The following is a 19,451-nucleotide window of genomic DNA, read 5'->3' as shown; positions in this document are numbered from 1 at the left end:
CAGCGTGCCGATCAGGAGGCCTCGGCGGCGGGAGGGCTTCTTGCGATGCGGCTTACGCGCGGTTCCTCTGGTGCCCATGTGGTGACTCTCGTTCGCGAATCGGGACGTTCGGCAGAGGCAGTGGGGGTGCGCTCCTGCCCCACTAGTCGCCGCCCGCCACGCAGGGGTTGCCGTCGATCCGCGAGAAAGTCGATCATTCCCCGGTAGGGGATCTCGCCGGCGTGGATCGCCTCGGCACGGTCGGCCGCCGCCTCCAGGGCTCGGCGGGCGAACGCGATGTAGGCGGGGTTCTCGGCGAACGGCTGCCATGGGTCAGGGGCGTTCGGTGCCTGGACGAGCCTGTGCTGCCGGTCCAGTTCGGACAGCCGGGCCTCTTCGGCCGGGACGAGACCGACGACGGCGATCTCGTCCGCGACGATGGGGCCCATGCCCTGCGAGACGCTCCACGACAGCGTGCAGGGTGTCCTCGCCCGCGAGCCGCGCGACCGCGATCAGCGCATGCAGCTGGTTCATGGTGTTCTTGGCCAGGAGGGTCTCGACCAGGGTCCGGACCGGGGTGGAGACGTCCGGGCAGCGGGCCGGTGCACTGCTCCAGCGCCTGCACGCCCTGTGTGAGGTCCACCCAGACGCGCTCCTCGCTCCGCTCCACGAGCACCTCGAACATCCGGCGGCACGCGTCGGGTGTGTAGCGCGGCCGGCGGTCCCCGGCGGCGTGCTCGATCGCGTGCGCGACTCTCGTCGACCTTTCCGCCGCGGCAGCTCGGCGTACGGGACCTCGATCTCGAATCCCGGCTCGGTCAGCGCACGCATCAGCCGCCCTGCGAGGCCCGTCTCCTGGGTGTTGTGGAGCATGGTCGGATCATGGCAGCCGCCACTGACAACGCCGGAGCGCTCGCCAGCGGCGGCTGACCGGGAACGGCACTCGGTTCAGGAGATCTCGAAGGCACCGAGATCCGGTGCCTGCCCCTTGTACGGCAGCCCGACGTTCACGCCTTTGTCGATCAAGGTGCTGTTGGCCGTGGGACGGAGGTTGGACAGCACGGGCAGGCTCCCGTCGGCCTGGCGCGACGCGTCCCAGCCGGACGTCGACACGCTCTGGAACTGCGCGTCCGACAGGGCGACGCCCAGGCTCCACGAGTTGTTCGCGGCACTCGTGCCGGTCATGTTCGACGTCAACGTGCCGGTGTAGGCGAGGTTGTTGCGCAGGTTGCCCCGGCCGACGTCGGCTCCGCCGGAGTCGACTCCCAGCATGTTGAAGTCGGGGTGATTGCCGTAACCGGTGTTGTTGAAGTAGTCGTTGGCGACCGGGTGGTGGTTGGCGTAGAAGCCGGACGCCCTGTTGAGGAAGGCCACCGACGTGCGGACGGTGTGCTTGACGGCGCCGGCGTCGTAGTCGCCGCCGTAGCCTCCCGCCTTGAAGCCGGTGCCGTTGCCGGCCGCGGTGGTCGTTCCCGGCATGTACCCGTTGCGCCACGCCCAGGAGTTCTCGATGGTCACGGACGAGTAGGCGCTGATGAGGTCGAAGCCGTCGTCGGCGTTCCACCACGCGCGGCACCCCCGGAACACGTTCCCGGGATTACCCGCCGAGATGTGCGCGCCGAACCCGTCGGCGTTCTCCCCAGCCCCGTTGGAGGAGTTGGTGTCGTAGTTGTCGTGCGCGTCGGAGTTGAGGACGAGGTTGTTGCCGCCGTTCTGGATGAACAGGCCGGGCCCCATGTGGTGGTGGGTGTTGATCTGCTCGAAGGTGTTGTTGCTGCCCGAGATCCAGATCCCCCAGGACTCGTGGTTGAGGTTGTTGTTCTGGCGGACCCCGGTGACCTCCAGGCCCTTGAGGTGGATCCAGCTCCCGGTGACGTCAAAGCCCTTGATGCGGCAGTCGTCCGTCATGCCCGAGAAGGTGAAGACGGGCTTCTCTCCCGGGTAGGCCCAGTAGCGGATCGGGCTTCCCGAACTGCCGCTCTTGTTCAGGGTGATGGCGTCGACCCTGGCCGTCTGGCTGGTACAGCTGCTGTTCGCGCGGGTGTAGCGGTAGGTGCCGCCCCGGAAGTACACGATGTCACCCGGCTGGGCCACGGCCTGCGCATGGGCGATCGTCGCCCAGGGAGCGGCCTGCGTGCCCGCGGCACTGTCGTTGCCACCTGGGGCCACGTAATAGGTGGCCGCCGCCGCGGTGTTGCTCACGGCCGCCGAACCGGCGGGGGTGGCGAAGGGGCTCAGGGTGACCGCCGAGATCAGCAGGGCACGCCCGACAAACGTGGCAGAACTCATCGCTGACTCCTGGTTCACCCGTTGAGGAATCCGTCCATGGCCGCTGTGGGTCGCCGTGTGCTCTCGTCCCAGGCCGAGCTGTTGTAGTTGTTGAACGACGGGTAACCCTCGGGCTCCCAGAAGAAGGTGCCGAGGCCGCCGAAGCCCTGCAGCCCGGTGACGAACGCCCGCAGCGAGTCGCGCACCTGGGTGGGCTTGCCGACCGGCCCGCCGTACTCCACCTGCATGACTGGCTTGCCGTAACCGGACTGGATGGTCCGCATGTTGGCCAGCACGGCGGGCACGTTGCCGCCCTGCGCGTACGAGGACAGGCCTGTGATGTCCCACCTTCCGCCGTTGTCCCGGTAGGCGTTGAGGAAGTTCTGGACGCCGGCCAGGTTCTGCGGCTGCGCCAGGTGCACCAGCACCGGCGTGCTCGGGAAGACCTGCTTGGACATGTCGTACGCCGCGTTCAGCAGGCCCGTCATCTGGGCGGGGCGGCTGATGCTGCCGACCGGCTTGCAGATGCCGGAGTTGGTCTCGTTGCCGATCTTCACCCAGGCCGGTGTGACGCCGTAGTACTTGATGATGTTGCACGCGTGGTACACGTAGTCGTACATGGCGTCGAGCATCTGGCTGTAGGTCATGCTCGCCCAGGCCGCCGGCGGGTTCTGCACCCCGACCGAGTTCCAGGTGTCGCCGAAGTGGAAGCCGATGAGGACCTGCAGGCCGGCGTCCTTGGCGCGCTTCGCCAGCTGGGCCGTCTCCTCGATGGAGCAGTGCCCGTTGGCCGGATCGCTGGACGGGTTGACCCAGGTCCGCAAGCTGATCGCGGTGATGCCGTAACCCTTGAGGATGGTGAACAGGTCCTGGCGCACTCCGGCGCTGTTGTTCCAGGAGTAGCCCCGCGCCTCCATCTGCGGCAGCCAGCTGACGTCGGCGCCCTTGACGAAGGACGCGGCCTGCGCCGGGGTCGCCAGGGGTCCTGCGCCCAGGGCGAGCGCGCCTGCGCCGGCGGCTGCGCCGAGCAGGACACTGCGTCGCCGTAAGCCGGAGGGCTCGTTTCGTTCGGTGTCGGTCATGTGGGGGTTCCTCGGTTCGTCGGATCCGGTCCGTATGGCGGTCGGGGTGGGGGTGAGGCGGTGCGGAAGCCTCCCGCCGACGGACCGTGCCGCTTCCTGACCGGTACCGGGGCGGGAGCCGTCCGGAACTTCGCCTGTAGGTCGTCGCAGGCCTCTGCGAGGTTGCCGCCGTGGTGGAGGCCGTCCAGAGGCGCCGGAACACACGAAGAGGGCCCCCACAGGCTCTCGCCTGCGAAGACCCTTCGCACCGTCGGGACGACAGGATGTGAACCTGCGGCCCCTTGACCCCCAGGAGTGCGGGTCACCTGCGTTGTCGGCACATGACAGACGCAAACCGGGCGTGTGTTGTGCGTCGATAGCCCTACGGGCACCATCGCGCACACCGTGTGGTCCCCAACTGGCCCCAAGCCGATTCAGACGAGCGCCTTACACCGGCCGCCGGTGGCGCCTGACACCACGCGCCACCCCCACAGGGAACATCCCCTTTCCGGGACACCTACGCAGTCGGCAACGACCAGCCGCCCGTTGAGTCGCCGTGTACACGGATGCGGATCGCGCCCTGTGGTGCATCGTCAGTCCGCCCTGAGTGGATGCGTGAGGTTCGCTCCGGTCGCCGGGTCGAACACGTGAGCCTTGGCCATGTCGACCTGCAGCTCTACCGGTTCGCCCTCGCGGGCACGCGTGGCGGCGTCCAGGCGGGCCACGATCTGATGGGTGTCGGCGCCGGTGTCGCGCAGGCCCGAGTCCTTGGCGAGCTCCTCCAGTTCGGTGGTCGTCACGGGCCCGCCCTCCGCGGCGAAGTAGACATACGCATCGGAGCCCAGCGACTCCAGTACCTCCACGGTGGCGGTGAAGACCGGGCCTGTCCGGTCTTCACCGTGTGACAGGGCCACGTCCTCGAATGCCTCCGGTCGTAGCCCGACGATGACCTCGCGGGGCGCGTTCTGCCTGTCCAGCGCCTGCCTCGTACGGTCGTCGAGGGGCAGGTCGCCCAGGGGCGAGCGCAGGGCACCACCCTCCAGAGTGGCATTCAAAAAGTTCATCGCCGGCGAGCCGATGAAGCCCGCGACGAAGATGTTGCGCGGCAAGTCGTACAGCTCGGCAGGTGTGCCGAGCTGCTGGACCAGGCCCTGCCTCATGACCACAACACGGTCGCCGAGCGTCATCGCCTCGGTCTGGTCGTGGGTGACGTACACGGTGGTCGTGCCGAGGCTCCGCTGCAGCCGGGAGATCTGAGTGCGCATCTGTACCCGGAGTTTGGCGTCCAGGTTGGACAGCGGCTCGTCCATCAAGAACGCCTTGGGATCACGGACGATCGCCCGCCCCATGGCCACCCGCTGGCGCTGACCGCCCGAGAGGTTGGCGGGCTTGCGGTCCAGGTGATCGGTGAGGTCGAGGATCCGGGCGGCTTCCGTCACCTTGGCGTTGATGGTGTCCTTGTCCACCTTGGCCAGGCGCAGCGGGAAGCCCATGTTCTCCCGGACGTTCATGTGCGGATACAGGGCATAGCTCTGGAACACCATGGCGACGTCGCGTTCCTTGGGAGCCAGGTCGTTGACGACCCGGTCTCCGATGCGCAGGGTGCCCTCGGTGATGTCCTCAAGTCCGGCGATCATGTTCAGGGTGGTGGACTTGCCGCATCCCGACGGACCGACCAGGATCACGAACTCGCCGTCGGCGATCTCGAGGTCCACGTCCTTCACGGCGAGGGCCCCGTCGGGAAAGCGCTTGGTGACTCCCTCGAGGATGATCTCGGCCATGGTGGTGCCTCCTTGCCTTCATGCCTTCCGGGTCCGAGCACTGCGGTCGGTGTCTCGGACCGGTGGCCTGTCTGCCGCGGTCGGCCCGTTCACCCCTTGACTGCCCCGGAGGTCAGTCCGGCGACGATCCGCCGCTGGAAGAACAGGACGAAAAGGATGATCGGGATGGTGATGACCACAGCGGCGGCGGCGATCGACCCTGTGGGCTGCTGGAACTGGGAGCTCCCGGTGAAGAACGCGATCGCGGCCGGCACCGTGCGCGCGGCCTCGGTGGACGTCAGCGAGATCGCGAACAGGAAGTCGTTCCAGCAGAAGATGAACACGAGAATGGCCGTGGTGAACACGCCCGGCGCGGCCAGCGGCGCGATGACCAACCGGAAGGCCTGCGCGGGCGTCGCCCCGTCGACCTTGGCGGCCTTCTCCAGGTCCCAGGGGATCTCCCGGAAGAAAGCCGACAGGGTGTAGATCGCGAGCGGCAGGGAGAAGGTCATGTACGGGATGATCAGCCCGACCCAGGTGTCGAAGATCCCGATGATCCGCTCGATGTTGAACAGCGGTGACACCAGGGAGATCGGGGGGAACATGGCGATCAGCAGTGACATGCCGATGAGCACCCGCTTGCCGGGGAAGCGCAGCCTGGCCACCGCGTAGGCGGCCATGGTGCCCAGCGCCACCGCGATCACCGTGGCGATCAGGGCGATACCGATCGAGTTGATCAGTGCGCGGGTGAACTCGGAGGTGTCGAAGATGCCCCGGTAGTTCTCCAGGGTCCAGTCCCTGGGGATGTAGTCGCCGTCCGTGAGGGTGGAGGGATCCTTGAACGACAGCGCGGCGATCCACCACACCGGGAACAGGGCATACAGCACCACCACCACGTTCATGACACCCCATCGGGCGGCATGCGTCTTTCCCGCCGCGGCCATCAGCGCTTCACCTCCGCGCCCGGTGCTGCAGTGCCGAACAGTTTGACGAAGGCGAAGGCGATGATCCCGACGCAGATGAAGATCAGGACCGAGATCGCCGACCCGATACCCAGGTTCAGCGAGGTGAACAGGTTGTCGTACCCGAGGATCGACAGAGAGCCGGTCCCCTGGGCGCCCGCGGTCAGGATGTAGATGTTGTCGAAGATCCGGAACGCGTCCAGTGTGCGGAAGAGCAGTGCCACCAGGATGGCCGGCTTCATCAGCGGCAGCATGACCTTGGTGAACCGCTGCCAGGCGGTGGCACCGTCCACCATGGCCGCCTTCAGGGTCTCCTCGGGGACCAGGGCGAGGCCCGCGAGCAGCAGCAGGGCCATGAACGGCGTCGTCTTCCACACCTCGGCGAGGATGATCAGCCAGAGGGCGGGCCACTGCTCGGTCAGCGGAGCCTCCCCGCTGGGCAGCAACCCGGCGAGGTATCCGAGATCCGGGGTCCAGGCGTACTGCCAGGAGAAGGCGGCGACCACGGTGACGATCCCGTACGGAATGAGGACCGACGTGCGGACCACGCCGCGCCAGAAGATCGTGCGGTGCATCACCAGGGCGAGCCCCATTCCAAGGACCAGTTCGATCGCCACGGACACCGCCGTGATGAAGAGCGTGACCCAGAAGGCGTCCCACCAGAACGGGGAGGACAGCACCGCCCCGTAGTTGCTCAGGCCCACGAACTCCGCCCGTCCGGGGAAACGCAGGTCGTACCGCTGGAGGGACAGGTAGACGGCGTACCCGATGGGGTAGGCGGTCACGGCGATCATGACGACGACGGCGGGCGCGCAGAGCAGCCAGCCGAGCCGCCGCTCCTGCCGGGCGCCCTCCGACAGTGCCGCCCGGTCCGGCCCCGTCTCCTCCGTCTCCGACTCGGGAGGCGGCGGGGCTCCGGCCGCCTGCGCCCGCGTGCTCATCTCGGGCCGCCCGGGGACGAGGCCCGTGCGCTGCGGCGCCGGGGGACGAAGTGGTGCGGGAGGTGGTGGTTCACGGGATCACACCCTCGGATCGCAGGGCATCGTCGATCTGTTCCCCGATGGTGTCGACCGAGCTCACCGGTTTGATCCCGGACGGCGGAGACAGCGTGTGGGAGACCGCGATCGACACGTTCTGGTAGACCGGAGTGATCGGGCGCACGCTCGCCGCCTGCAGGGCGGCCAGCACCTGCGCGGAGAAGGGGTACTCCTTCATGAACGCGGGCTCGTCGTACAGGGCGCGCAGGGTGGGCGGCAGACCGCCCTCGAGCGCGGCGGTGAGCTGGTTCTCCCGGTTGCGCAGGCACAGCGCCGCCTCGAAGGCCAGGTCGGGGTGGCGCGAGTAGGCGCTCACCGCCAGATCGATGCCGCCGATGGTGGGCCGTGCCGGGCGGTTCGCGTCGACCCGAGGGTACGGCGCCCAGCGGAAGTTCTTGAACAGCTCCGGGTTGTTCGCCTTCATCGACGGATAGACGAACGGGTAGTTGAGTTCGAACGCCGCCGTCCCCGACTCCATGGCGAGCCGGTTCTGGTCCTCCATCTGGTTGGGCAGGGAGGGGTCCGCGGCCGGGGACTTCGCGAGATTCCGCATGATCCCGGCGGCCCGCACGGCAGGAGGGCCGAGGGAGGGTGCGGTCGCGGTCGCGTTGAGGATGGAGCCGCCCGCGCTGTTGATCAGCGTGTTGAACCAGACGGTCAGGCCCTCGTACTGGGCGCCCTGGATCTCCACGAAGTGCGGTTTGCCCTGCCGGGCGAGGGCGCCGGCCATGGCCAGCATCTCGGCCCAGGTCCTGGGTGGGGTGGGCACCAGATCCTTGCGGTACCACAGGAGCTGGGTGTTGGTGTTGTACGGGACGGCGTACAGCTTGCCTTTCCAGGTCGAGGTCTGCAGCGGCACGCGCAGGGTGCCCTCGACGGCCTTACGCTTCGCCGTCCCCGTCCATTCCCGGATCCAGCGTGCCTCGGCGAACTCCGCCGCCCAGGTGACGTCCAGGCCCAGGATGTCGAGCGAGTCGTCCTCAGCCGCGAGTCTGCGGACAAGCTGCTGACGCTGACCGTCCGCGGCACGCGGGAGCTTGTTGTAGCTGATCCTGTAGCGGCCGCCCGACGCCTGGCTGCACCGGTCGGCCGCCTTCTGGAGCGCACCGGAGTCGTCGGGGAAGTTGTACCAGTTGAGGGTGGGCCTACCGGAGCCCTCGTCACTGCCACAAGCGGCGAGCACCGACGCCAGCAACGGCAGTACGGCGAACGCCCGCAGCCATCGCGTCCCTCTGGGGCGTCCCTTCTGACCCGAAACGGGCCGGCAGCCGCACCTCGTGTGCACGCGCTCCACACCTCGCTTCCGGACGGTGGCACGGGACTCGGACCTCGCAGCGTTTCCCTCCCGAGCGAACACTAAAGACCGCATAAGCCAAGATCAAGCACATATCGCATCAAATCACCCAGCCCGGCCCATCGGTGGGACCGACTCGGCGAACCTGCGGGCAGGGAAGAGGGGACGATTGCCTTCGGCTGCTTCCGCCGCTCTACGGCAGGGTGCGCGATCTGTTCGACATGGAGGAGTCCGCCGAACCCGATGGGGGCGCCAGTTGGGCGCGGCCGCGCACTGTCGGCCGGACGGATATCAAGGGAAACGGTTGCGCAAGTCGGAGCGTTTGACGATCGGCCCGGTAACGCAGCTTGACCGAGTCAAGGTGCGTTACATGACCGCCCCATAGCGCTCGGTCCCCAACTGGTCCCCAAGAATGACGAAGAGGCCACTTCCGATCAACCAGAAATGACCTCCGACCTGCTACTTCGCAAGTCGGGACGACAGGATTTGAACCTGCGACCCCTTGACCCCCAGTCAAGTGCGCTACCAAGCTGCGCCACGTCCCGGTGCGCTGCTCCGCGGTGGACCGCGTGAACGCGCGTACAGAACTTTACCCCACGTCGGGGGCGGGGCCGAAGCGGGCACCGGGCGCGGGACAATCGACGTATGGCCAGTACATCCTCAGGACGGCAGGCGGACGCGCGGGACCGGGACGGCGAGGGGCGGGCGCGCAACGCCCGGCCGCGGGACGGGCTCGGGCGGCCACTGCCGTACGGCGCCGAGGGCGTCGCCCGGCAGCCGGAGGGCGTGGTGCGCGCCCCGGAGGAAACCGTGGCCGAGGCCCAGGAGCTGCTGGACGCGGGGCGCCCGTTTCATGCGCACGAGGTCTTCGAGGACGCCTGGAAGTCGGGTCCCGACGAGGAGCGCGCCCTGTGGCGGGGGCTGGCCCAGCTCGCCGTGGGACTGACCCACGCGGCCCGGGGGAACGTCACGGGCGGGGCGCGGCTGCTGCGGCGCGGCGCCGGGGCCGTGGAGGAGTGGGCCGCGTCGGCTGCCGGGCGGGGACGGCCGTACGGAATGGATCTCGCGGGGCTGGCGGACTGGGCCCGCCGGCTCGCGGACCTGGTGGAGGAGACCGGCACGAGCGTCGACGCGGGGGCGCGGGCACCGCGGTTGCGCGGATAGGCCTCATCGGGGGGTGCCGGGTCGGGTTGTCGGGCGGGTGCGGGTGCGTGGGGCGGAGCCGGGCGCCTACGGGGGGGCCGGGGTCGGTTGTCGGGCGGGTGCGGGTGAGTGGGGGCTGGTCGCGCAGTTCCCCGCGCCCCTGGGGAGTTGCGGCCACCCGCGTCACGAGGGGCCGTTCGCCGCCTCACCCCCTGACCGGACAGCACCAAAGCCGCGCGGACAGCCCTCGTGGACGCGGTGTTCGTACTGTCAGTGGCGTGCGGCAGACTCGGGGTGTGCGAAAGATTCATGTCATCGGTATCGGCGCGGGCGACCCCGAGCAGCTGACCCTCCAGGCGGTCAGGGCGCTGCGGAGCACGGATGTGTTCTTCGTCCTGGACAAGGGCGAGGTGAAGAGCGACCTGACGCAGCTGCGCCGGGACATGCTGGACGCGCACATACCGGAGGGGTCGTACCGGGTGGTCGAGGCCCGGGACCCGGAGCGGGATCGCGGTGCGGGCGGCGCCGCCTACTCCCCCGCCGTCGGGGACTGGCGCAGCGCCCGTGCCGACATCTACGAGCGGCTGATCACCGAGGAACTGGGCGAGGAGGAGAGCGGCGCGTTCCTGGTGTGGGGGGATCCGGCGCTGTACGACAGCACGCTCGGCATCCTGGAGGAGATCCTGGAGCGCGGCTCGGTGTCCTTCGAGTACGACGTCGTGCCGGGCATCAGCAGTGTGTCGGCGCTGGTCGCACGGCACCGCACCGGGCTGAACCGGGTTGCACGGCCCGTCCAGATCACCACCGGCCGACGTCTCACCGAGGGCTTCCCGGAGGGGGTGGACGACGTGGTCGTGATGCTCGACGCCCACCAGGCCTTCCGCGCGTACGCCGACCAGGACATCGACATCTACTGGGGCGCGTACATAGGCACGCCGGACGAGATCCTCGTCTCCGGGCCGATCGCCGAGGCCGCGCCCCGGATCGAGCGGCTGCGTGCCGAGGCCCGGGAGCGCAAGGGCTGGATCATGGACACGTATCTGCTGCGCCGGGACCCGAAGCAGCAGTAGGCCCACCTTTCGGGGCCGCACCCAAGCCAACCGCCCTGACATGCACGGATGGCCCAGCGGTGTGATCGTGCCGTTGCGCCAGTCGCCGAGGACACCGCACCTCCCGGCGCCGCGCAGCCGCCCAGCCGCCCATGCTTCCCGCCGCCGACATGTCGTCTTCGTGACGATCATGCTGGGGATGCTGCTCGCCGCCCTCGACCAGACCGTCGTGGGCACCGCGCCGCCTCGCACACCAGGGCGGGCGCACGCGAGGCCCGGGTCATCGGCACGGCGTGGGGCAACTGGCTGGCGGACCGGGTGCAGGAGGACCTCGGCCGTCCCTCGCGCCCGGACCTGAGGGCGGCGGTGGACACGATCGCGAAGCGGCTCCTGGTGGAGGACCTGAACACCGGACTACCGCAGCGGGCACGGAAGTCGGCGGGCAGCACCACCGCCTGAGCGGGTTCGTGGCCGCCTCCCCGCGTCACGGCGAGTCGAGGTCCAGCCACCGCTGAGCTCCCGCCACGTCCGGCACCGAGGTCACCCCGTCCGGGAGGGGCGGTCGGCGTACGACCACTACGGGCAGGGCCAGTTCGCGGGCGGCCGTGAGTTTGGCGGACGTGGCCGCTCCCCCGCTGTCCTTGGTCACCAGGACGTCGATGCAGTGGTCGTAGAGGAGCGTTGACTCGTCGGCCACCGTGAACGGGCCACGGGCCAGGAGCACTTCGGTGTGCGGCGGCATGGGTGGCTCGGGCAGCTCCACCGACCGTACGACGAAGTGCAGTTCGGTGAGGTGGGCGAAGGCGGCGAGCTCCATGCGGCCGGTGGTCAGGAACACTCGCCGGCCGAGGCTCGGCAGCAACTCGGCGGCCTCGTCGAGGGAGTCGACCGGATGCCAGCGGTCCCCCGGTCCGGGGCGCCAGCCCGGGCGGCGCAGCACCACGGAGGGCACCCCGGTCACCGCGGCCGCCTGTGCCGCGTGGGCGGTGATCGCACGGGCGAAGGGATGTGTGGCGTCGATCAGGGCGTCGACGTGTTCCTTCCGCATCCAGTCGGCCAGCCCCGCCACTCCACCGAACCCCCCGACCCGCACCTCCCCCGCGACCGCGCCCGGCCGGGTCACCCGCCCCGCGAGGGAGGTGGTGACGCGAACTCCCGGCCGCGCCGTGAGCACGGCGGCCAGTTCGCGGGCCTCGGTGGTGCCGCCGAGGATCAGGACGTGGGGGGCCATGGCGGGTAGCGTACGAGGTCGGGGGCGGGAGCCGGCACGACGGGTGCGTGACGTCGGCCGACGGCGGTCGCCCGCCGACAGGACAGGCGAGACGCACGACGACAGGCGCTCCCGCCGGTCCGTGGTTATCGTCCGGGGCATGGCTTTCGTGCGCGCGGTCCTGATCGACATCGACGGGGTTCTCACTGTGTCGTGGGAGCCGTTGCCGGGGGCGGTGGCGGCGTTGCGGGAGGTTCGTGAGGCCGGTTTCGGGATCGCGTTGGTGACCAATACGACCTCGCGGACGCGGGCGTCGATCGCCTCGGTGCTGGAGGGGGCGGGATTCGCCGTGTCGGCGCAGGACATTCTCACCGCGCCCTCGGTCACCGCCGCCTATCTGGCCGAGCGCTGTCCCGGCGCGCGCTGCGCGCTGCTGAACAGTGGGGACATCACCGAGGATCTCGCGGGCGTCACCCTCGTCGGCGGTGGGTCCGAGGTCGTCGATGTCGTCGTCCTCGGGGGTGCCGGGCCCGAGTTCGGCTACGCGGAGCTGAACCAGGCCTTCGCGCACCTCCAGCGCGGGGCCCGGCTGGTGGCGATGCACCGCAATCTGTACTGGCGTACCGACGACGGGCTCCAGCTCGACTCCGGGGCCTTCCTGGCCGGGCTGGAGAAGGCCGCCCGGACCGAGGCCGAGGTCACCGGCAAGCCGTCGCCCGCGTTCTTCGAGGCGGCGCTCGCACGGCTCGGGGTCGGGGCGGACGAGGCGCTGATGGTGGGGGACGACATCGAGTCGGACGTGCTGGCCGCGCAGCGCGCCGGACTCACCGGGGTGCTCGTGAAGACCGGCAAGTACCTCCCGGAGACCCACCGCTCCGCCAGTGGCAGGCCCGACCATGTGATCGAGTCCTTCGCGGACCTGACGGCGCTGCTGGGCGGGTCAGCGGACCAATAGCTGTATGCCGCCCACGATCGTCGCCGCGATCACCAACCGTTCGAAGAGCCGCTGGTTGATCCGGTTCACCGCCCATTTGCCGAGGAACGCGCCGGGCACGACGAACGCCACGAGGGCGAGGTCGAGGAGCAGTGAGTGACCGTCGATCAGACCGAGGCCGACGCTGAAGGGCACTTTGGAGACGTTGACGATCAGGAAGAAGAACGCCGAGGTGCCGAGGAAGCCCAGTTTGCGGAAGCCCGCCGACAGCAGGTACATCGACATCACCGGGCCGCCCGCGTTGGCGACCATGGTGGTGAAGCCGCCGAGGACGCCGTAGGAGCGGGCCTTGACGCGGCCGGTCCGGGTGGCGACCTCGTCGGGTTCCTCGGCCGCGTCGGCCGCGCGTCGGCGCCACAGCGTCACTCCCGCCATGAACAGCAGGATCGCGCCGATCGACGTCCGTACGATCCCGTCGTCCGCCCATTGCAGGAACAGCGTCCCGGCGACCACGCCGACCGCGACCGCGGGGAACAGGCGCCAGAGGGTGGGCCAGTGGGCGTGCCGTCGGTAGGTGAGCACCGCGAGCACGTCCCCGGCGATCAGGATCGGCAGCAGGGCGCCGGTGGAGGCGCGGGCGGGCAGCACGGCGGCGAAGATCGCGAGGCTGACCGTGTTGGCACCGCTCACTGCCGTCTTGGAGAAGCCGACGAGCACCGCCGCGGCGGCGAGCGCGGCGAACCCCCAACCGGAAATGTGCCAGAGCGTCATCGTGTCCATGCGGAGACCGATGCTAGGTGCAGGTAGTCGGTCTGGTAAGTGCCGTCTCGCCGAGTGGTCCTGTTGGCGCGGTCGGGTTCGATGCCGCACCGTCGTCATCGAGGGTCCGGGACGGTTTAATTAGCGCTGCTAGTTTCGGACTGTGGCGCAACTGGAGGAGACATGGCCGAGCACGTCCTCGCCGGAGCTCACGGCACCCTCGCCGTGCGCGAGTGGCCCCACGACCGGCCCCGGTACATGGCCCTCCTCGTGCACGGCTACGGCGAGCACATCGGCCGGTACGAGGAGCTCGCCGGAGTCCTCGTGACGCACGGCGCGGCCGTCTTCGGGCCGGATCACACCGGGCACGGGAGGTCCGCAGGGGAACGGGTCCTCATCGAGGACTTCGAGGACGTGGTCACCGATGTGCACACGGTGGCCGACCTGGCCCGGGACGCCCATTCCGGCGTGCCCCTCGTGATGGTCGGGCACTCCATGGGCGGTCTGATCGCCGCCCGCTTCGCCCAGCGGTACGGCACCGAGCTCGCCGCGCTCGTGCTGTCGGGGCCGGTGATCGGCGCCTGGGAGCTGCCGGGGGCGCTGCTCGCCCTCGACGAGATCCCCGACACGCCCATCAGCCCGGCCTCGCTCTCCCGCGACCCGGCGGTGGGCGCGGCGTACCGGGCCGATCCCCTCGTGTGGCACGGTCCGATGAAGCGGCCCACGGTGGAGGCCTTCGCCCGCACCCTGGAGACCGTGTCCAGCGGCGGTGGCGTCGGCCCGCTCCCGCTGCTGTGGCTGCACGGCGACGACGACCGCCTGGTCCCGCTCGCCGGAAGCCGCGTCGGTGTCGAGGAGCTCAGGGGCGGGAAGTGCACCGAGCGGATCTACGCCGGTGCCCGGCACGAGGTCTTCAATGAGACGACCAAGGCGGCGGTCTTCGCAGATGTGACGGACTTCATCGACACCGTGCTCACACGCTGAGACACCACTGTTTGCACGAGTACGCCCTGGGCACCCGCGCCCCCATGGAGTGGTTGCGTCGAGCGGCCTGCGTGGGAGAGGACCCCGAGCTGTTCTTCCCTGTGGGCACGCAAGGACCCGCGCTGCGGGACATCGCAGCGGCGAAGCGCGTGTGTGCCCGCTGCCCGGTCACCCTCGAGTGCCTCGACCTGGCGCTGAGCGACGGGCAGACCTCGGGCGTGTGGGGCGGAACCTGCGAGCAGGAACGCGACGCGCTGCTCCGTGACGGCATCGACCATGCCAGAAGGAGGAGCACGGTATGACTGTGGTGAGGAGCACCCTGCCCGATGCGGCCCGCGAGACGGTCGCGGAGGCCCTGCAGAGCACTCTGGTGGATCTGCTCGGCCTGTCGCTGATCGGGAAGCAGGCGCACTGGAACATCGTGGGCCCGCGTTTCCGGTCCATCCACCTTCAGCTGGACGAGGTGGTGTCGACGGCCCGCTCGTTCTCCGACACGGTGGCGGAGCGCGCCGCGGCACTGGGTCTGCCGCCCGACGGCCGGCCGGAGACGATCGCCGCGGCCTACACGCTGCCCGGCTCGAAGAGCGGCTGGATCCGCGACGACGAGGTCATCCGGTTGATCGTCGAGACGCTGGAGGCGGCCATCGGCCGGCTGCGCGAGCGCATCGACGCCACCGAGAAGGCCGATCCGGTCACGCAGGATCTGCTGATCGGCGTCACGGCGGAGCTGGAGAAGCAGCGCTGGATGTTCGAGGCCGAGAACTGGCCCCGGGACTGACCGGCCCCGAAGCACCACGGAAAGGCGCATGCGATGACCGACGCCCTCGAACTCGACGCGCTGTGGGAGGACTTCCACCGCACGGTGAACATGACCTCGCAGGAACTGGCCGCGTGGCTGCGGGTGAGCGACGCCGACGAGTCCACGGAGCCGCTGCCGGAGCACGCGGGTGAGCCGACCGGGCAACATGTCCTCGCGATCCTGCAGAAGCGGCGCACGGACCTGACCGATGAGGACATCGAGGTGATGTACGAGGTCGTGGACACCGTCACCGCCGAGGCCGACGTGGAGAACGAACCCGAGCCCGAACAGACCGTGCGCAGGCATCGGTTGATGACGCTGGGGCACGACCCGCTCAGGCCGTAACCACAGCCGGACGACGGGTCATGGCCGACGGGTTTGCGCCCGTCGGCCATGACGGCTCGGCCATCCCTGACGAGCCGGCCGGAGACGCCCTCCGGCGCCCCGGACGACATGGCACACTGCTCGCACATTCAGTCGAGCAGAGGAGTTTGTGTGACCGGGACCGAGTCGGCCGGGCGGCGGATCGACACGAGCAGGCCGCATCCGGCCCGGGTGTACGACTGGTTCCTCGGCGGGAAGGACAACTACCCCGTGGACGAGGAGCTCGGACGGCGGATCACGGCACAGGGGGACGCGCCCCGGCAGGCACGCGCCAACCGCCGGTTCATGGAGCGTGCCACGCGGGTCGCCGTACGGGAAGCGGGAATCCGCCAGTTCCTCGACATCGGCTCCGGCATCCCCACCGAACCCAACCTCCATCAGATCGCCCAGTCCGCGGTACCGGACGCGCGGGTGGTGTACGTCGACAACGACCCGATCGTGCTGGCCCACGCGGCGGCCCTGCTGCACGGCTCGCCGGAGGGGGCGACGCACTACCTCCAGGCCGACGCCCGCGAGCCGCAGCGGATCCTCCAAGGAGCCTCCGCCGTCCTCGACTTCGAGCAGCCCGTCGCGCTGTCACTGGTCGCGCTGCTGCATTTCATCTCCGACGAGGACGGCGCCCAGGAGCTGGTGGACACACTGGTCGGCGCGCTGGCGCCGGGCAGTTGCCTGGTGCTGTCGGCGATGACGGCGGACTTCGATCCGGAGAAGGTGAACGCGGGCATCGCGGCGTACACGGCGAGCGGGGTGACCCTGGTGGCCCGCTCGCACGACGAAGTGAGCCGCCTCTTCAAGGGACTTGATGTACTGGAGCCGGGGATCGTGTCCCTGTCGCGGTGGCGCCCGGACGCGCGGGAGGACGGCGATCCCGTATCGCTGTACGGGGCGGTCGGCATCAAGCGCTGAGCCCGCGAGTCGGCCACTCACCCCAGCAGCCACCCCCCGTCCACGCTCAACTCCACCGCGTTGACCGAGCCGTTGCGCAGCAGGAAGTCCACGGCGTCCACCACGTCCGCCACGGTCGCGAGCCGTCCGGTCGGGGTCCTGGCCCGCACTCCCGCCAGGACCTGCTCCGGTTTGGCCCGCCAGTGGGGGCTGTCGCCCACGACTCCGGGATGGATCGCGTTGACCCGGACGGGCGCGAGTTCGACGGCGAGAGTGTGCATCAGCCCGGTCACCCCGGCGTTGACGGTCGCCACCGTCGTCGCACCCAGGTAGGGCCGCTCCTTGGCCTGTCCGCCGAACAGCACGACGGCGCTGTCGTCGTGCAGCCGGGACCGCAGCGCGTGCACGACGGCGGTGTAGCCGACCAGCTTGAGCGTGACGAGGTGGATGGCGGCGTCGATGTCGTACGCGCTCACCCGGTTCTCGTCCCGGGAGACGCCCGCGATCACCAGGTGGTCGACGGTCCCCACCTCGCCCAGCGCGTCGACGATCCCCTTCGGCCGCGCGAGGTCCAGGGCGAACCCCCGGGCGCCGATCTCCTTGGCCGCGGTGTCGGTGCGGTGCGCATCGCGCCCGGTGATCACCACCTCGTCGCCGCGCTCCGCCCGCACCCGGGCGAACTCCCTGCCGATGCCCGAGGTTCCGCCGATCACCACCACGCCGCTCATCGGGACGCCTCCCTCAGGTACTCCCAGTCCCGCGTGAAGCGGTACGAGTGCCGCGCCGGCGGCTGCGGGGCCTGTGTCTCCAGCCAACGCAGCGGACCGTCACCGGCGTTGGAGAAGCCGTGCACACAACCGGCGCCCGCCCAGGCGCAGTCGCCTGCACCGAGCCGGTATCGCCCACCATCGAAGACCGCGTCCACCTCGCCCTTGAGGAACAGATACGTCTCCTCGAAGGGATGGTCGTGCGTGCCCGCGACGCCGTCGGGCGCGTACTGCACCATGAACATGGTCGAGGCCACCGCGCCGAGATCGCTGTCGACCATCATCTTCACCGTGATCCCGCTGTAGACGAGGAGCGCGGTCCGCATGCTCGCCGACACCGCGAGCAGGTCCTGGGACTGCTTGCCGGGGTCCATCTGGGCGGGCTCGAAGTGGCCGAAGGACCGGGTCCGCGGATCACGGACGTCGATACGGACGGGCGGGCGGGCGGGCCACGCCGGAACCTCCTGGGTGTCGTACCCGTACCGGGCCCGCGGCACCGGCGCGAGCATGTCGGCCCAGCGGGCGGCGGTGTCCCCGGCGCCGCGCCACGCGTGCGGCACCCCGGTCGGGAGGAGGCCGTAGTCACCCTCCTCCAGCAGATACGACCCTTCGGGCACATCGAGGACCACGGTCCCGTCGAGGACGTGGAAGCTCTCCTCGTACGAGTGCACATGAGCCGCGACCGCGCCGTCGGGCCGCAGCTCGCACACCCCGAAACCGGTGTGCGAGCTGCCGTCGCCCTCTCCGACCAACTCCCGTCGCCGGTAGCCGTGTTCGTCGTACGACGGCTCCGGCAGGTCGGCGGCCCGGCGCACCAGGTGTCGGGTCACGCCCGGGCCTCCTTCGCGGCCAGCAGCCGGTCACGGGACTCCTCGACCAGGCGCCGGGCCCGCGCCACGTCGGCGGTGAGCCTGCCGTCGCGCTTGCGGACGACGCCGTCGACGATCACGGTCTCCACGTTGGACACATCGGCGCTCAGCGCGACCGCCGCGGCGGCGTCGTGAACCGGGGCCACGTTCAGGGCGGTCGCGTCGATCGCGACGACGTCGGCGCGCTTGCCCGGGGTGAGGGAGCCGGTGCGGTCCTCCAGGCCGGCGACATGCGCGCCGTTGCGGGTGGCGATCTCCAGCATCTGACGTGCGGTCAACATCGTGTCGGGGACCGGGACATCGGCCTGCCAGCTCGCCGCGTTGACGCGGGCCCGCTCGGCGCCGAAGGCCGCGCGGATCTGGGTGAACATGTCGCCGGGCACGGTGGTGACGACGTCGATGCTGAGCGAGGGGCGCAGTCCGTGCTCGATCGCCTTCATCACCGGCGGCCAGCCGTGCCCCATCTGTGTCTCCACCTGCGGCGCGATGGAGACCGTACCGCCACTGTCGGCGACCAGCCGCCACTCCTCCTCGCTGAAGTAGCAGCAGTGGACGTAGGTGGTGTCGGGGCCGAGCAGGCCGAGGTCGTGGAGCTGCTTGACCATCCCGAAGCGGCCGGCGAGCCGCCCCATGGCCACGTGCACGGTGATCGGGATGTCCAGCTCACGGGCGAGGGCCCACTCCGAGGTGACGACGTCGTTGACGCAGAAGCCGGGGCCGCGGGTGGCCAGGGCCAGGGTGAGCAGGCCGTCGTCCGAGGCGAAGTACTCGGTGCGGACACGGCGTACGTCGTCGCCGGGGATCGCGATCTTGCTCTCGAACCAGTAGTCGGCGAGGGAGGTGTTGGCGCTGCCGTAGGCGTACTGGGCGCGGATGCCGGTCTCCGTGAGGGCCCGGATCGCCGCGTCCGGGTGCTCGGGCGTGTTGTTGATGTGGGACCAGTCGACGAGCGTGGTGATGCCGGCGTTCAGGCACTCCAGGGCGCCCGCGAGGTTGGCCGCGTACACGTCCTCGGGTGTGTAGAGGGGTGCGAAGGTGTCGAGGATGTCGACGAAGTAGTCGTCGAGGGTGGCGTTCGGCGCCACGTTCCGGATCGAGGCCTCCCACGTGTGGCGGTGGGTGTCGACGAAGCCGGGGATCACGATGCGGCCGGTCATGTCGAGGACTTCGGCGTCCGCGCCGATCTCGCGGTCCACGGCCGCGATCTTCCCGTCCTCGATGAGGACGTCACCCTTGGGCAGGTCCCCGATTGCGGGGTCCATCGAGAGCACGTGTCCGGCACGAAGGAGTATCCGATGGGTCATCGC

21 protein-coding genes and 1 tRNA gene are annotated in these 19,451 nt (G+C 69.8%); 9 read left to right on the top strand and 13 right to left on the bottom strand.

From position 1 onward, the window contains the following. Positions 1–11 precede the first annotated feature (11 nt). The 8 genes from AQJ46_RS35535 to AQJ46_RS35500 all read right to left on the bottom strand — a co-directional run bounded on the left by AQJ46_RS35535 (position 12) and on the right by AQJ46_RS35500 (position 8,906). Positions 12–428: a hypothetical protein gene (locus tag AQJ46_RS35535; protein WP_059209460.1), complete on the bottom strand. Its 417-nt coding sequence runs from the start codon at positions 426–428 to the stop codon at positions 12–14. Between the two features lie 499 nt (positions 429–927). Next, a complete protein-coding gene (locus tag AQJ46_RS35530; protein WP_059209459.1) occupies positions 928–2,268 on the bottom strand; it encodes a right-handed parallel beta-helix repeat-containing protein in 1,341 nt (446 codons plus the stop codon). 14 nt (positions 2,269–2,282) lie between these two features. Further along, positions 2,283–3,329 (bottom strand): glycosyl hydrolase 53 family protein, encoded by a 1,047-nt coding sequence (locus AQJ46_RS35525; RefSeq protein WP_059209458.1) that lies wholly within the window; start codon positions 3,327–3,329, stop codon positions 2,283–2,285. A 572-nt stretch (positions 3,330–3,901) separates the two neighbouring features. Continuing rightward, a complete protein-coding gene (locus AQJ46_RS35520; protein WP_059209457.1) occupies positions 3,902–5,089 on the bottom strand; it encodes an ABC transporter ATP-binding protein in 1,188 nt (395 codons plus the stop codon). Positions 5,090–5,178: 89 nt separating this feature from the next. Beyond that, positions 5,179–6,012 (bottom strand): carbohydrate ABC transporter permease, encoded by an 834-nt coding sequence (locus AQJ46_RS35515; RefSeq protein ID WP_059209456.1) that lies wholly within the window; start codon positions 6,010–6,012, stop codon positions 5,179–5,181. Then, complete coding sequence (locus AQJ46_RS35510) at positions 6,012–6,971, bottom strand: carbohydrate ABC transporter permease (protein ID WP_059209455.1); 960 nt, start codon at positions 6,969–6,971, stop codon at positions 6,012–6,014. Before AQJ46_RS35510 ends, AQJ46_RS35515 begins: the two co-directional genes overlap by 1 nt. 70 nt (positions 6,972–7,041) lie before the next feature. Then, positions 7,042–8,352 (bottom strand): ABC transporter substrate-binding protein, encoded by a 1,311-nt coding sequence (locus tag AQJ46_RS35505; protein ID WP_225887473.1) that lies wholly within the window; start codon positions 8,350–8,352, stop codon positions 7,042–7,044. A gap of 480 nt (positions 8,353–8,832) precedes the next feature. Then, a tRNA-Pro gene (locus AQJ46_RS35500) sits at positions 8,833–8,906 on the bottom strand. A 100-nt stretch (positions 8,907–9,006) separates the two neighbouring features. On the opposite strand from AQJ46_RS35500, the gene AQJ46_RS35495 reads away from it, so the two are divergent. The 3 genes from AQJ46_RS35495 to AQJ46_RS52795 all read left to right on the top strand — a co-directional run bounded on the left by AQJ46_RS35495 (position 9,007) and on the right by AQJ46_RS52795 (position 11,012). After that, complete coding sequence (locus AQJ46_RS35495; protein WP_059209454.1) at positions 9,007–9,525, top strand: DUF309 domain-containing protein; 519 nt, start codon at positions 9,007–9,009, stop codon at positions 9,523–9,525. 275 nt (positions 9,526–9,800) lie between these two features. Next, positions 9,801–10,574: a precorrin-6A synthase (deacetylating) gene (gene cobF, locus AQJ46_RS35490; protein WP_059209487.1), complete on the top strand. Its 774-nt coding sequence runs from the start codon at positions 9,801–9,803 to the stop codon at positions 10,572–10,574. Positions 10,575–10,871: 297 nt separating this feature from the next. After that, positions 10,872–11,012 carry a hypothetical protein gene (locus AQJ46_RS52795; protein ID WP_455770093.1) on the top strand — a complete coding sequence of 47 codons (141 nt, stop codon included), beginning with the start codon at positions 10,872–10,874 and terminating at the stop codon, positions 11,010–11,012. A gap of 25 nt (positions 11,013–11,037) precedes the next feature. On the opposite strand, the gene AQJ46_RS35485 is transcribed toward AQJ46_RS52795, so the two are convergent. Further along, a complete protein-coding gene (locus AQJ46_RS35485) occupies positions 11,038–11,784 on the bottom strand; it encodes a cobalt-precorrin-6A reductase (RefSeq protein ID WP_059209453.1) in 747 nt (248 codons plus the stop codon). Positions 11,785–11,923: 139 nt separating this feature from the next. Here AQJ46_RS35485 and AQJ46_RS35480 point away from each other — a divergent pair, with 139 nt between their 5' ends. Then, positions 11,924–12,718 (top strand): HAD-IIA family hydrolase, encoded by a 795-nt coding sequence (locus AQJ46_RS35480; protein WP_059209452.1) that lies wholly within the window; start codon positions 11,924–11,926, stop codon positions 12,716–12,718. Here AQJ46_RS35480 and AQJ46_RS35475 read toward each other — a convergent pair. After that, positions 12,704–13,477 carry a sulfite exporter TauE/SafE family protein gene (locus AQJ46_RS35475; RefSeq protein ID WP_059209451.1) on the bottom strand — a complete coding sequence of 258 codons (774 nt, stop codon included), beginning with the start codon at positions 13,475–13,477 and terminating at the stop codon, positions 12,704–12,706. The genes AQJ46_RS35480 and AQJ46_RS35475 overlap by 15 nt on opposite strands. Before the next feature lie 162 nt (positions 13,478–13,639). Between AQJ46_RS35475 and AQJ46_RS35470 the strand changes: the two genes are divergently transcribed. The 5 genes from AQJ46_RS35470 to AQJ46_RS35450 all read left to right on the top strand — a co-directional run bounded on the left by AQJ46_RS35470 (position 13,640) and on the right by AQJ46_RS35450 (position 16,529). Next, positions 13,640–14,440 carry an alpha/beta hydrolase gene (locus tag AQJ46_RS35470; RefSeq protein ID WP_059209450.1) on the top strand — a complete coding sequence of 267 codons (801 nt, stop codon included), beginning with the start codon at positions 13,640–13,642 and terminating at the stop codon, positions 14,438–14,440. A 44-nt stretch (positions 14,441–14,484) separates the two neighbouring features. Then, entirely contained in the window at positions 14,485–14,742 is a 258-nt protein-coding gene (locus AQJ46_RS35465; protein WP_059209486.1) for a WhiB family transcriptional regulator, read from the top strand. Further along, a complete protein-coding gene (locus AQJ46_RS35460; RefSeq protein WP_059209449.1) occupies positions 14,739–15,218 on the top strand; it encodes a Dps family protein in 480 nt (159 codons plus the stop codon). The genes AQJ46_RS35465 and AQJ46_RS35460 overlap by 4 nt, the downstream gene beginning before the upstream one ends. A gap of 33 nt (positions 15,219–15,251) precedes the next feature. Further along, entirely contained in the window at positions 15,252–15,584 is a 333-nt protein-coding gene (locus AQJ46_RS35455) for a DUF3140 domain-containing protein (protein ID WP_057610266.1), read from the top strand. 150 nt (positions 15,585–15,734) lie between these two features. Next, a complete protein-coding gene (locus tag AQJ46_RS35450; RefSeq protein WP_059209448.1) occupies positions 15,735–16,529 on the top strand; it encodes an SAM-dependent methyltransferase in 795 nt (264 codons plus the stop codon). A 17-nt stretch (positions 16,530–16,546) separates the two neighbouring features. On the opposite strand, the gene AQJ46_RS35445 is transcribed toward AQJ46_RS35450, so the two are convergent. From AQJ46_RS35445 to AQJ46_RS35435, 3 genes are read right to left on the bottom strand one after another with little or no spacing between them, the layout of a single operon-like run. Next, on the bottom strand, positions 16,547–17,236 hold the full coding sequence (locus AQJ46_RS35445) for an SDR family oxidoreductase (protein WP_059209447.1): 690 nt from the start codon (positions 17,234–17,236) through the stop codon (positions 16,547–16,549). Then, entirely contained in the window at positions 17,233–18,105 is an 873-nt protein-coding gene (locus tag AQJ46_RS35440) for a cupin domain-containing protein (protein WP_059209446.1), read from the bottom strand. Before AQJ46_RS35440 ends, AQJ46_RS35445 begins: the two co-directional genes overlap by 4 nt. Further along, positions 18,102–19,448 (bottom strand): amidohydrolase family protein, encoded by a 1,347-nt coding sequence (locus AQJ46_RS35435; RefSeq protein ID WP_059209445.1) that lies wholly within the window; start codon positions 19,446–19,448, stop codon positions 18,102–18,104. Before AQJ46_RS35435 ends, AQJ46_RS35440 begins: the two co-directional genes overlap by 4 nt. Positions 19,449–19,451: the final 3 nt, after the last annotated feature.

Origin of the sequence: Streptomyces canus (genome assembly GCF_001514145.1) — a bacterium.
Taxonomy (GTDB): domain Bacteria; phylum Actinomycetota; class Actinomycetes; order Streptomycetales; family Streptomycetaceae; genus Streptomyces; species Streptomyces canus.
This window is presented reverse-complemented; position numbering and strand designations above follow the sequence as displayed.